General features: G+C 61.6%; 10 protein-coding genes. 2 read left to right on the top strand and 8 right to left on the bottom strand.

Going from position 1 to position 12,704, the window contains the following annotated elements; translation table 11 throughout:
• Window positions 1-120 precede the first annotated feature (120 nt).
• A complete protein-coding gene (gene msbA / locus GO615_RS14400; protein WP_169129190.1) occupies window positions 121-1,920 on the bottom strand; it encodes a lipid A export permease/ATP-binding protein MsbA in 1,800 nt (599 codons plus the stop codon).
• Window positions 1,921-2,025: 105 nt separating this feature from the next.
• On the opposite strand from msbA, the gene GO615_RS14395 reads away from it, so the two are divergent.
• Window positions 2,026-2,688: a BUD32 family EKC/KEOPS complex subunit gene (locus GO615_RS14395; RefSeq protein WP_211167121.1), complete on the top strand. Its 663-nt coding sequence runs from the start codon at window positions 2,026-2,028 to the stop codon at window positions 2,686-2,688.
• On the opposite strand, the gene GO615_RS14390 is transcribed toward GO615_RS14395, so the two are convergent.
• The 7 genes from GO615_RS14390 to GO615_RS14360 form a co-directional block, all read right to left on the bottom strand.
• Window positions 2,672-3,868: an O-antigen ligase family protein gene (locus GO615_RS14390; protein ID WP_246262293.1), complete on the bottom strand. Its 1,197-nt coding sequence runs from the start codon at window positions 3,866-3,868 to the stop codon at window positions 2,672-2,674. The two genes, GO615_RS14395 and GO615_RS14390, sit on opposite strands and share 17 nt — an antisense overlap.
• Before the next feature lie 110 nt (window positions 3,869-3,978).
• Complete coding sequence (locus GO615_RS14385) at window positions 3,979-4,935, bottom strand: glycosyltransferase family protein (protein WP_169129188.1); 957 nt, start codon at window positions 4,933-4,935, stop codon at window positions 3,979-3,981.
• The gene (locus GO615_RS14380; RefSeq protein ID WP_169129186.1) at window positions 4,932-5,825 is read right to left on the bottom strand and encodes a DUF6625 family protein; all 894 of its coding nucleotides are present in this window, start codon (window positions 5,823-5,825) and stop codon (window positions 4,932-4,934) included. Before GO615_RS14380 ends, GO615_RS14385 begins: the two co-directional genes overlap by 4 nt.
• Window positions 5,822-6,961: a glycosyltransferase gene (locus GO615_RS14375; protein WP_211167120.1), complete on the bottom strand. Its 1,140-nt coding sequence runs from the start codon at window positions 6,959-6,961 to the stop codon at window positions 5,822-5,824. Before GO615_RS14375 ends, GO615_RS14380 begins: the two co-directional genes overlap by 4 nt.
• Window positions 6,962-7,171: 210 nt before the next feature.
• Complete coding sequence (locus GO615_RS14370) at window positions 7,172-8,275, bottom strand: glycosyltransferase (RefSeq protein WP_169129184.1); 1,104 nt, start codon at window positions 8,273-8,275, stop codon at window positions 7,172-7,174.
• A 58-nt stretch (window positions 8,276-8,333) separates the two neighbouring features.
• Window positions 8,334-9,125 (bottom strand): sulfotransferase family protein, encoded by a 792-nt coding sequence (locus tag GO615_RS14365; RefSeq protein ID WP_169129182.1) that lies wholly within the window; start codon window positions 9,123-9,125, stop codon window positions 8,334-8,336.
• Window positions 9,118-10,851 (bottom strand): carbamoyltransferase family protein, encoded by a 1,734-nt coding sequence (locus GO615_RS14360; protein WP_169129180.1) that lies wholly within the window; start codon window positions 10,849-10,851, stop codon window positions 9,118-9,120. The genes GO615_RS14365 and GO615_RS14360 overlap by 8 nt, the downstream gene beginning before the upstream one ends.
• A 262-nt stretch (window positions 10,852-11,113) precedes the next feature.
• On the opposite strand from GO615_RS14360, the gene GO615_RS14355 reads away from it, so the two are divergent.
• Complete coding sequence (locus GO615_RS14355) at window positions 11,114-12,547, top strand: alanine/glycine:cation symporter family protein (protein WP_169129178.1); 1,434 nt, start codon at window positions 11,114-11,116, stop codon at window positions 12,545-12,547.
• Window positions 12,548-12,704 lie beyond the last annotated feature (157 nt).

The following is a 12,704-nucleotide window of genomic DNA, read 5'->3' as shown; positions in this document are numbered from 1 at the left end:
GGAAGGGCAGGATGGGGATGGGTGTGTTGCGAGCGCCGTCGAGCCCCCCATCCCCACCCCAGCCCGGGAGTCTCCGCTTCGCTCCGCCGTGCCAACCAAAGGGCCACACGGCGTGCAACACTAGCCCTCGACAACCTGCTCCGCGAACTGCATTGCATGCAGCCGCGCGTACGCCCCGTCCCGAGCGAGCAGTTCCGCATGCGAGCCGCGCTCGACGATCCGCCCCTGCTCCATCACCATGATCACGTCAGCCTTCTCGATCGTCGACAACCGATGCGCGATCACCAGCGTCGTGCGGCCCGCCATCACGCGATCGAGCGCCGCCTGGATGTGGCGCTCGGACTCGGTGTCGAGTGCCGAGGTCGCCTCGTCGAGAATCAGTACCGGCGCGTCCTTCAGCAGCGCGCGCGCGATCGCCAGGCGCTGGCGCTGGCCACCGGACAGCATCACGCCGTTCTCGCCGATCTCGGTATCGTAGCCCTGCGGCAGACGCTCGATGAACTCCGCCGCGAAGGCCGCCTGCGCCGCCGCCTCCACAGCTTCGCGCGGCGCATCGGCGAGATCGCCGTAGGCGATGTTGTTCGCCACCGTGTCGTTGAAGAGGGTCACCTGCTGCGTCACCAGCGCGATGTGGCGGCGCAGGTTCTTCAGCGTGTAGTCCTCGACGTCCACGCCGTCGAGCAGGATCTGCCCGCTCTCGTGATGGTAGAAGCGCGGGATCAGGTTCGCGAGTGTCGACTTGCCGCTACCGGAACGCCCCACCAGCGCCACCATCTGCCCAGGCTCGACGGTGAAGTCGATACCGTCGAGCACCAGACGGTTGCTGCCTGGATAGCGGAAGCTCAGGTCGCGGACCTCAAGCCGCCCAGCGACGCGCTCGCGCGCGACCGTGCCGCGATCCTCTTCGGGCGGCGTATCGAGCTGCTCGAAAATGCTCTCGGCCCCCGCTACGCCCTTCTGGATCGTGGAACTCACTTCGGAGAGCTGGCGAATCGGCTTCGGCAACAACCCGGCCGCCGTGATGTAGGCGACAAGGTCGCCCGCCGACGAGTCGCCGCGCAACCACAATACGAGGAACAGCAGCACCGACATCGCCGTGTAGCTCACCAGCTGCAGCATCGGCGTGTAGGTCGCGCCGGTCTTCACCATCCTGAGCTGCTTGCGCGTGTTGTCCTCGCTCGCCGCCTGGAAGCGCCGGGATTCATACGCTTCGCCGCCGAAGCTGCGAACGACGCGGTAGCCCTGGATCGTCTCGGACGCGACATGCGTCACGTCGCCCATCGCGGCCTGGATCTTCTTGCTCTGCTTGCGGAACTTGCGGCTCGCGCTCGCCACCATCACCCCGATCACCGGCAGGATCGCGAGCATCACCAGGGTGAGCTTCCAGTTCATCCACAGCAGGTAGCCGAACAGAAACACGATCGTGAGCCCCTCGCGGATCACGACCTTGATCGCGTCGGTCGCCGCGCCGGTGACCATCGTCACGTTGAAGGTGATGCGCGAGATCAGGTGCCCCGAGTTGGTCTCGTCGAAATAGCGGTTCGGCAGCCGCAGCAGGCTGTCGAACAGCGCCAGCCGCAGATCCTGCACGAGGCCCAGCGAGACCTTGGCAAGGAAGTAGTTGCCCAGGTAGGAGCCGAGGCCCTGCCACACCGCGATCGCGACGATCATCACCGGCACCGCCTTCATCAGCGGCAGCGACTCCAGCAGCGGCACGCCCGCGAACAGCGCCGCATCGGGATTGGAGAGCCCGTCGACGAAGTACTTCAGGATGCCCGCCAGCATCGGCTGGGAGGACGCGAAGATCAGGAAACCGACAATGCTGAGCGCAAACGCCGGCACATAGGGCCGGACATAGCTCAGCAGACGGAGATAGATCTTGAGGCTGGAAGCGGCCTGCGTGTCTTTTTTGCGCTTCAAGTTGTGGGGCTTCCGGAAAGGGGATTCGTGCACTGCCGCAAATTACCGGCCTGCACTGCAACATGCGGGTTAAAATTGTACCTTTGATTCTCGCGGCAGCGCCCAGTGACCCCACTCAACCGTGAAGCCTTTTCCGCCTTGCGCAAGGGCGCGACGGTCATCGAAGCCGACCAGCGCGGCGAAAAGGTCCTGCGCCTGGCCGACGGCTCCTTCCTCAAGCTCTTCCGCCGCAAGCGCTTCCTGTCCTCGGCGCTGTTCTTTCCGCCGGCCGACTGTTTCCGGCGCAACGCCGAAGCGCTCGCCGCACGCGACATCCCCTGCCCACAGGTGCTCGAAACCTACGCCATCGACAGCGAGCGCAAGACGGCGGTGCGCTACTGGCCCCTGCCCGGCGACACCATCCGCAGCCTACTGCCCGGCTTGGGCGCCGAAGAGCGCTCCGCGTTGCTACTGCGCCTCGCCGGCTTCATCGCCCGGCTCCACGACGAAGGCATCTACTTCCGCTCGCTGCATCTGGGCAACGTCCTGCTCATGCCCGACGGCGGCTTCGGCCTGATCGACGTCTCCGACATGAGCGTGCAGCGCGGCCCGATCAGTCGGCACAAGCGCGTGCGCAATTTTCGCCACGTGTTCCGCTACAAGGCCGACACGCGTTTCGTGAATGAGATCGGCGGCTCACACTTTCTTGCTGCGTATAATTTCGACTCCACCATCCATATCGAACCCAAGCACATCGCACGCGTGCCAAATCTCAGTCGGACGAACTAACCCGACTCCGGACAAGGTAATACGCTTCAAGGGCGGGACGTCCCGTCTCCAGTAATGCCATGAAAGTGGGTATCCACACATACACCCATAACGGTCGTGGCTGAACGAAAACTCCTCCAGTCGTCGTCACCACGCCTCCCCAACCGACAAGGGCCACCAGCAACCAGCGCGATCTCGCCCTCCAGGTCGATACGAGAAACGTTGTTCCCATGGCCGCAAACAAGGCGAATCCAATCCCCCCCCCTTGGTAGAGCACGGAGAGATATGCGCTGTGAGGATGTTCGAACGCGCCTAACAGCTTGTGACGATCCCTGCCGCACCCCGTAACGATGCTGCAGTCCTCTAAGATCCGTCGAATTGCGGCTTCCCAAATCGCCGGCCGAAAACTCACGCCTCGTTCCAGCAGGACATCTCCGGCACCTGAAACGAGAAGCCCAAGAAGGAGCAATGCGACCGCAATTAATGCGGGTTTGAGATAATCGCGCTGTATAACGTAAGCCGCGAGAAACAAGAACAGTCCAATCAGTGCAGACCGAGCCTGAAAGACGACTGCGCACGTGATACACAAGCTGACAAAGGCACAGAATCCAAACCACTTGACCCAATCCGCGCGCCTCGCAAGATAGTCCTCGACATGGAACACCCAGAGGAAGGTCATGCCGCAAATGATCATCAAGGCTGCAAAGATCGGATTCTCTGACTGCCCCCACAAAATGATCCTCGGCGCAACATCGGCGACTCGCATCACTTTGATCCACTCGATTATTCCGACAAACAACATCGCAAAACAGACGATCGCGAAAATCAGGAAGGCTCCAACAATCGCACGCCGGTGCTGCTCGAGCATCGCGCAGGCGATGAACATGAGCAAAAGGTAGGACGAACTCTCCAGGAAAGAGAGATCCTTCCAGCCGAGAAAAAAGGAAAGCAAGGCAAAAAAAACGAAAAACGGGACCGAAACACGAAAAACGCTGAAACAGCTGCGGGGATTTCTAAACCACCAGATTAAAGCAGGAACGGCCACTCCAGCATAAAAGATATTATTCGATGCTTTCGACGATATAGGCAAAAAAAACGACACCATGAAACACACCAAAACCGCTGTCGGAACAGCCCGCATGAGGCAGCGTCCGTTGAAACGGTAGCTCTTGTCGCACACTACAACGCTATCCATCGACATACTTAACTCTCGAACTGCATATATTGCTGCAATCTTCAGCAACTGAAATCACTACCGAACGCCAACGACTCCACACGCGAGGCGACAGCTTCATGATCGTCTGTGCCCTATCAAACGCCAAGCGACAAACGTAGCCTTTCAATCCACCGCACTGGCGATTGGGGCCGCAGCGGCGATCGCAAAGCATTCGCGACTTTTTCCCCCAGGCAATCGAAGCGGTATTCCCGCTCGGCCAATGCCTGCCCTGCCGCGGCGATCCGCGCAGCGAGCGCGAGATTGGCGCGCAGCGCTGCGAGCTTCGCGCTCAATTCGTTCGCATCGCGATACAGGACGATGTTCTCCATGTCGCGGAAACCCAGTGCGACGTTCTCCTGCTCGCCTTGGTCGTAGGCGCACAGCACGCAACCGCAGGCCATCGCCTCGAAATTCTTGATCATGTACTCGCCGATGCCGGCATCGGCACTGACGAAGAAACGGATCCGGTTGAGCATCCGCAGGTACTCGTCCCCCGACGCCGTCCGGGTGATCAGGAGTTGCTCGCGGGCGGCGATCTCGTCGAGCATCCGTCTGCGTTCGGTATACACCGAACTCTTCGTGCTGCCGACGAAAGCGAGTTCGATGTCGCGCTCATGGCCCAGGTTACGCAGCATCGCCTGGTCGTACCCCTTGGGCACGAACACCGCATCCGTACCCTCCGCACGCAACCTCTGCGTCACCGTGTATCCGGAACTGATCACCCGCGCCCACGGTAGCTGCGCATAGTGGCGGCTGAACTTTCCCTGATACTTGCCGGGGAAATAGTTCTGACAGGCATCGTGTTCGAGGATCACGAGGTTCGGCACGGTGCGGATGAAGGGCACCTGCCGGATCTCCTGCTTGAAGCGCAGGAAGAACACGATCCGCTCGTAGTCTTCGACGCGCACCTCGCGCCGGAAATAGCGCCGCAGGTTCGCCTGGTCCTCGCGTCCGAGCCAGCGCAGGTCGCAGTCCGTGTGCGCCGCAATGCCCTCGTACAGCCGGTCAAGGACGACACGTTGCTCCTTCTGGACGAGCAACAGGATCTTCATGCCGCGACCTCCCCGAGCGGGTGGAAGCCCTGCGCATCGACGGCCCATCGACCCGAGGCGGCAAGCCTTGCGAGCGCGGCAGGATCCTGAGCCGGCAGGCTCTTCCAGGCGTGCTTCTTCCACACGACGAAATGCAGGTAAGGAAAGACACGCTCCCCGTCGCGGTCATTGGTCAGGCGGCCGTGGTCCCAGCACCAACGCTGCGGGAAGTCGAAGCCGCCATCGACCCAGGCGACCTTCGCATCGGGCGTGCTGAAGGCCTCGACGAATTCCGCGCGCCGATACCACGAATTGAGCAGGCGCGGCAGATGGGCGACCCGGTCGGGCAGGTTCTTGTAACGGATGAAGATCCGGCTGAAGGCGCCTTCGTCCAGCGCATGGTGCTTCTGCTCGCTCATGCGTGACTGCCAGTCACGCATCCGGAAGAAGAGCCCACGCATCTCCTCGGTGTTCCTGACCAGGCAGCAATGCCCCGAGATACGCCGCGCATGGGTCGCAAAAAGGTCCCTGCGCGCCAGGCGCTCCGCGGTGAAATATGCGCGCAGGTCGCCCCAGACGAGATCCAGGTCGCCGAAGGCCCAGAAATCGTAGCCGCGCAACTCCTCGGCATGGATGTGCCCGAACGCCGGCTTCACGTCGCACAGCTTGTAAGGATTCTGCGGCGCGAAGGGGATCCCGAGAGCACCTGCGACGCGAGCGCAATAGTCCGCGTACGAAGTCGCGACGACGCGCACGTTGGGCGGGCAGTCTGGAATCGGACCGCAGTCGGAAAAGAGTAGCCAGTCCACGGTCGGGTTGGCACGACAGCTCTCGACGAAAAACGGCATCCAGAACGGCCAGCGGCCGAAATACGGCACGACGAAGCAGATCGAGGGCTGATGTTCGCTCATCGCAGCCACTCCGGCTCGCCGAGCACCGACGTGACCATGGGCAGCTCGAAAAAGCGGCGGCGCGCGGCCTCGTCGGAGAAGTGCGTGTAAAGGCGGGCCGTGCCCCGCTCGACGAGCAGCTCGCGCTCGGCCGCGGGCCGGCGCGCTGCCTTGACGATCAGGCCGGCGAGGGCCGCCGCGCCGCCCAGCGGGAAAAGCTCGCCGGCATCGCCGACGACTTCCGGCGCCCCGCCGCAGTCGGTCGCAACCACCGGCACGCGGGCGGCCATGGCCTCGAGCAGCACCATGCCGAAGGGCTCATGGTCGGAACTCAGTGCGAACAGGTCGAAGGCCGAGAAGGCGCGGCGGGCATTCGGCACCTGCCCGAGGAAGCGCACCCGCGCAGCGATGCCCAGTTCGGCGGCGAGCTTGCGCAGGTCGTCCTCGAGCCGCCCTTGGCCGAGGATCGCCAGCATCGCTTCCCCAGGCAGTTCCGGCAGGGCGCGGGCAAAGCCGCGCAGCAAGGTCGCCTGGTCCTTGTCCGGGTGCAGACGCCCGACGTTGCCGACGACGAAGGCATTGCGCGGCAAGCCCAGCAGCTCGCGTGCGGCCTCGCGCGGCAGCACTTCGGCCCGCACGGCATCGACGTCGATACGATTATGCAGCGTCTCGATGCGATCGGGCGCCCACGACGGCACGCCGCGGCGGATGTCGTCGCGGATCGCGTCCGACACGCCCAGCAGGCCGAGGCGCTTGCCGAACCAGCGCGCGAAGAGCTTGTGTGTGAGCCGCTCGTAGTCGCCGAAGGCGTGGTGCACGCCGATCACGGGGAGGCTGGTCCCCCAGCACGAGATGTGGATCGGCTTGAAGCGATGCGCGAGGATCAGCGCGAAGTCGCGTCCGGCGATGATTTCACGCACGCGGCGCATCGCGTCAAGCTTGAGCCCGCGCACGTCGCCACCATCGTAGTCGAGATAGATCACCTCGTCGGACGCCGACAGGGCGGTGATTTCGTCGCTCGGCGGATCGGTCAGGTAGACCGTCGTCACCTTGTACGGCGAATCCTTGAACAGCACGGCATACTGCCGCGCGACGTCGCCGAAGGGGCCGTAGTGGCAATGGCAGAACTGCAGAATCTCAGATTTTGATATCTGCATCAGTCAGGTACCCGCCGATGGCGAACAGATCGTGACCAATTGATCGACACACATAATAGGCGAAGGCTCCTCTGCGCAGCCTCCTGCACATCCATAATACGAAGTCGTAGACATGCGGGCACCATCCGAGACACAAGCAATGAAAGATACGACACCCAACATCCACGTTCTCGGTATATCAAGCCGGGTATCACGTCTCGGATAACGCAATTAATCTTCAATTAGCCGCAAGTATTCGCCCGCGACAATCTCAGGACGCATTTTTTCGAACGTACCCGGCCGCACACCACCAAAGCAGGCTCCTGTAATAGTTGCGTCGATCCTCTCAGCCAGCCGACACACAAAACCCTCCTCCGGCTGAAGCGGAACGACGGCATCATCTGAAAAGAACTCGAATGCAGCATCAAACCCCCCCACCACAATCGGGATGTCGAGAGCGGCCGCCTCCATCGATACGTAGGACATCGCCTCACTCTTGGACGGAAGGACTAGCACCCTTGCACCGCGAATATATGGATAGGGATTCTCCCTGAACCCGAGAAAATGAACCCGCGTCTCCACTTTTAGACGGCAAGCCCCCTCCTCAAGGGCAGCCTGCTCTTCGCCTCTTCCGACGAACACCAGATCAACATCGCTTGAAAGTTTTGAAAAGGCTGCAAGCAAGTCATGAACCCCCTTCGCGGAGCTCAGCCGTCCGACATATACGATGTAGGGCTTGCGCACTGCGGACTCAAACTCCACGGCTCTCTCTGCAAGCCAGTCGCGGTCCAGCGGATTGTAAATCGGATCCAGAACGGCAACCCCAAGCCCCTGTGCATCGGCACCTACAACCTTGCTCACAGGAACAAAAAACCGCGCATGCTGCCCTGCAGCTTTACTGAGAGCATCTCCCCACGATTGAGATAGCATTTGATGCACGACAGCAACGACCGGAAATCGCGCAATCGAACTCGGAAGATGGGACGTAAAATCCTTTATCACCAAGTCAACCCGACTCTCCCAGCCCAATTTCCTCAGCACCGCATCAACTCGAGCGGAGCACTCTCTTTCGAGCAGCGCTTCGTAAGCACCGGGCAATAATCGGTGCAACTGCGCCCACCGCCAAATGCGTAACAAAAAACTCGCTCGAGCCCGCCCCGTATAAACGGTGCACCCGAAATCCGGGACAATTTCGGATGCATCACTCAAAACAATATGCACCACATCAACATGATGGCGCAATAAGCCCTTGTGGAGATTCAAGATCCAGGTGGTCGAACCCGACAACCTCAAAGCACCCGACAACAGTACTACACGCTTCAATTCGACATCCAATTCATCAACTTCCGTTAGACATCCACCATTTTTTGCATGGACCGCTCACCACGGGCACTCATTTCGCCTTGAGCCTCAACCAATACCGGCTCGTACGCCGAATTACCTTCCACTTCATCCGGAATGCATTTTTAAGCCCCTCCCGTTCGCTGATTACACTCAGCGCATCCTGATCATTCGCCGGAGGCAATATTTCTGTCCATTTAGTGCTCTGTTCATATCCATAGCGAATCAGGACGTCATTCGCAGCGGGAAATTTTCTCAATTGAGCGGAAACTCTCGGCAAATGATTACGCCATCCGCCGATGCTTTTAGCATCAGGCGGCCGAACCCCGTTAAGTGCCTGAGACGAATCCTGCGACACTTTGGCGTGAAGATGGAACTCCGAAAAGCGGTGTAACCGCTCGAGAAATGGCAGGCGTCTCTCCAGAAACTCCTGAACAGAATCTGGCGACCTGACCAGATCTTCGTAGCGAACAACGATAAACCGAGGGTGATCGGCCAGCCTGGACGCGCATCGTTCCGCCCGCAGATAGAAATCCAGTCCGGTAAAGTACGCCCCTGGAAAATTCGCGTGCCGACTGACCACGACGTCGCGCGGATCGCGCACCATATAAATGAAATAGAGATTCTTGTTCGCCCGCAGCGCACCTCCCGCATACTGAACCTCATGCGGATGTTTTGTGCACGTTACACCTCCGAAGCGGATTTTTTCCTTAAAAAGACTACGCTCGTGCTCACAATGGTGATCGATCCGATAACACGCCACCATCATTTCCTGCATCAGCGTCGTACCGCTGCGCGGAGAACAGCCAACAATATGAATATGTATTCCAGAATTCTTAAACATTCTTGCTTACCAGCACATCTTCCATGATGAGGTACTGCAGATCGGAACCGAAGAACATGTTCAACGCATCGGCCGGTGAGCAGATCATTGGCTCGCCGCGGCGGTTGAGCGAGGTGTTGAGCACGACACCGTTGCCGGTGAGCTTCTCCAGTTCCAGCATCAGGTCGTAGTAACGCGGATTGAATTCGCGCTTGAGCACCTGCGCGCGCGAGGTGCCGTCCTCGTGCACGACCTCGGGCACGCGGCTCTTCCATTCCTCCGCGACCTCGAAGGTGAAGGTCATGAAGGGCGCGGGGTGGTCGGTCTGCAGCATCTGCGGGCCGACGGTGTCGAGCATGCTGGGGCAGAACGGCCGCCAGCGCTCGCGGAACTTGATCTGCTCGTTGATGCGGTCGGCTACGCCCGCCGCGCTCGGGCAGCCGAGGATGGAGCGGCCGCCCAACGCGCGCGGACCGAACTCCATGCGCCCCTGGAACCAGGCCACCGGGTTGCCGTCGGCGAGGATCTGCGCGATGCGTGCAGGCATGTCGTCGATCTTCTGCCAACTCGGCTGCGCCGGGTGCTTCGCGCAGGCCGCGATGACGTCCTCGTTGGTGTAGCGCGGGCCGAGGTAGACGTGCTCCATCTTCTCCACCGGCACGCCGCGCGCGACCGAAACGTAGGCCGCCGCACCGACCGCCGTGCCGGAGTCGCCCGAGGCCGGCTGCACGAAGAGTTCGCGCAGGTCGGGGCGCGCGATGATCTTCTGATTTAGCTTGACGTTGAGCGCACCGCCGCCCGCAAACGCCAGTCGCCCGGTGTCGCGCAGGATGTCGCCGAGGTAGTAGTCGATCATCTTGAGCGACAGATCCTCGAACAGCTTCTGCATGCTCGCGGCGTAGTGGATGTAGGGCTCGTCGGCGATGTCGCCGGCGCGCTTGGGGCCCAGCCAGTCGATCAGCTTGGGCGAGAAGTAGTAGCCCTTGCCCTTTTCCTTGTAGCGGCGGAAGCCGATCACGTTGGCGTAGTCGGTGTCGACGACGAGCTCGCCGTTCTCGAACTTCGCCAGGCGCGAGAAATCATACTTGTCCGGGTCGCCGTAGGGCGCCATGCCCATGACCTTGTATTCGCCGTCGAGCATCTCGAAGCCGAGGTACTCGGTGATCGCGCCGTACAGCCCGCCGAGCGAATCCGGATCGTAGAACTCCTTGATCTTGTGGATCTTGCCGTTCTCGCCGTAGCCGAAGAAGGTCGTCGCATACTCGCCCTTGCCGTCGATGCCGAGGATCGCGGTCTTCTCGGTGAAGCCGGAACAATGGTAGGCGCTCGAGGCATGCGCGAGGTGGTGCTCGACCGGCACGATCTCAGTCTCCCTGACGTCGAAACCGAGCTGCGCGAGGCACCATTCAATGCGTTTCTTGTAGCGATGGAAGCGCCGATTGCCGGTCAGGATCGCATCGAGGCCGCGGTCCGGGGCGTACCAGTAGCGCTTCGCGTAGTGCCAGCGCGCCGGCTCCATGATGCTGATCGGCGCGAACGGGATCGCCACCGCATCGACGTCCTGCGGCTTGACGCCGGCAAAGTCGAGACAGAACTTCGCCGCCTCGTAGGGCATGCGGTTCTTGGCGTGCTTGTCGCGCACGAAGCGCTCTTCTTCCGCCGCGGCGACGAGCTTGCCGTCGATGTAGAGGGCGGCAGAGGGGTCGTGCGTCAGGGCGCCGGACAGGCCGAGAATGGTCAGAGCCAAGGGTGAAGCCTCAATAGTCGTCGCGCCGATTCCCGGAGGTCCATTGGCGCATGCGTAACGAAAAATCTTTGAAGTATACCCTCCTGCGGCGCGCCCCTAACAGGACTATCGTCCGGATCTGTAACACATCGCGTATGATTCGCGCCTCGCGATTTCCACTTGCTACGGCTCACCAAAGCCAACGCAACCTCCTCCACACCCTGGAGAACGGCACAGCGCCGTCAAGGAACCGGGAGATCGCATCCCACAAGGAGGCAAGTCAATGGATGCACTCATTTCAACCATCAACGGCTACGTCTGGAGCCCGGCACTCGTGTACCTGTGCCTCGGCGTGGGCCTGTATTTCTCGATCCGCACGCGCTTCATGCAGGTGCGCGGCTTCAACGAGATGATCCGCCTGATGTTCCAGGGCAAGAGCTCGGACGCCGGCGTCTCGTCCTTCCAGGCGCTGGCAATGGCGCTGTCGGGCCGCGTCGGCACCGGCAACATCGCTGGCGTCGCCACCGCGATCACCTTCGGCGGCCCCGGTGCGGTGTTCTGGATGTGGATGACGGCCTTCCTGGGCGCCTCGACCGCCTACATCGAATCGACGCTCGCCCAGATCTACAAGGAAAAGGACGATAACGGCCAGTACCGCGGCGGCCCCGCTTACTACATCGAGAAGGCGATGGGGCAGAAGTGGTACGCGTGGATCTTCGCCGTGTCGACGGCGATCGCGATGGGCCTGCTGCTGCCCGGCGTACAGGCCAACAGCATCGCCGCCGGCGTGTACAACGCATGGGGCATCGACCACGCGGTCAGCGCGGCGCTGATCGTGATCACGCTGGGCTTCATCATCTTCGGCGGCGTCAAGCGCATCGCGCACTTCGCCGAGTTCGTCGTGCCCTTCATGGCGCTCGCCTACATCCTGATGGCGCTCGTGATCGTGTTCCTGCACATTGATCAAGTGCCGGCGATGATCGCGCTGATTTTCAAGAGCGCCTTCGGCCTCGAGGCGGGATTCGGGGCGGTACTGGGCCTCGCAGTGCAGTGGGGTGTGAAGCGCGGCGTGTATTCGAACGAGGCGGGCCAGGGCTCGGGCCCACACCCGGCGGCGGCGGCGGAAGTGTCGCATCCGGCCAAGCAGGGCTATGTGCAGGCCTTCTCGGTGTATATCGACACGCTCCTGGTGTGCTCGGCGACTGCGTTCATGCTGCTCGCCACCGGCAAGTACAACGTCAAGCACCCGGACGGTTCGATGATCCTCGACCACCTGCCGGGCGTCGAAACCGGCCCCGCCTACACGCAGGCCGCGGTCGAGTCGGTGATGCCCGGCTTCGGCGCGAGCTTCGTCGCGCTGGCCCTGATGTTCTTCGCCTTCACGACCATCGTCGCGTACTACTACATGGCCGAAACCAATCTCGCCTACATCAACCGCAAGGTGCATCGCCCGTGGCTGGTGTTCGTGCTGCGCATCGTGATGATGGCGGCAGTGACCTACGGCTCGGTACGTAGCGCCGGCGCAGCATGGGACCTCGGCGACATCGGCGTGGGCATCATGGCGTGGCTCAACATCATCGCCATCCTGATCCTGCAGAAGCCGGCGCTCATCGCGCTGCGCGATTACGAGCGGCAGAAGAAGGAAGGCAAGGATCCGGTCTTCGAACCGGAGAAGCTGGGGATCCGCAACGCCGATTTCTGGACGACGCGCCGATAGGGCCGATGCAGGCGGCGGCTGACCGGCGAGTCAAGGGCAGCCTCCTGAATCGGTGGGAGCGGCTTCAGCCGCGAAGGGACGTTCTCGCATGCGTTGCGGCCCATTCGCGGCTGAAGCCGCTCCCACAGGAAGCTTCGCCCTAGTTCCCGGGCAGGGG

Source organism: Aromatoleum evansii (assembly GCF_012910805.1).
GTDB classification, from domain to species: domain Bacteria; phylum Pseudomonadota; class Gammaproteobacteria; order Burkholderiales; family Rhodocyclaceae; genus Aromatoleum; species Aromatoleum evansii.
The sequence above is the reverse complement of the archived record's forward strand: the minus strand, read 5'-3'. Positions and strand labels throughout refer to the sequence as shown.

Excerpts from the sequence above, each read along its gene's own strand:
- GO615_RS14390 (WP_246262293.1), bottom strand. The coding sequence starts at position 3,868 with ATGTCGATGGATAGCGTTGTAGTGTGCGACAAGAGCTACCGTTTCAAC.
- GO615_RS14385 (WP_169129188.1), bottom strand. The coding sequence starts at position 4,935 with ATGAAGATCCTGTTGCTCGTCCAGAAGGAGCAACGTGTCGTCCTTGAC.
- GO615_RS14380 (WP_169129186.1), bottom strand. The coding sequence starts at position 5,825 with ATGAGCGAACATCAGCCCTCGATCTGCTTCGTCGTGCCGTATTTCGGC.
- GO615_RS14375 (WP_211167120.1), bottom strand. The coding sequence starts at position 6,961 with ATGCAGATATCAAAATCTGAGATTCTGCAGTTCTGCCATTGCCACTAC.
- GO615_RS14365 (WP_169129182.1), bottom strand. The coding sequence starts at position 9,125 with ATGTTTAAGAATTCTGGAATACATATTCATATTGTTGGCTGTTCTCCG.
- GO615_RS14355 (WP_169129178.1), top strand. The coding sequence starts at position 11,114 with ATGGATGCACTCATTTCAACCATCAACGGCTACGTCTGGAGCCCGGCA.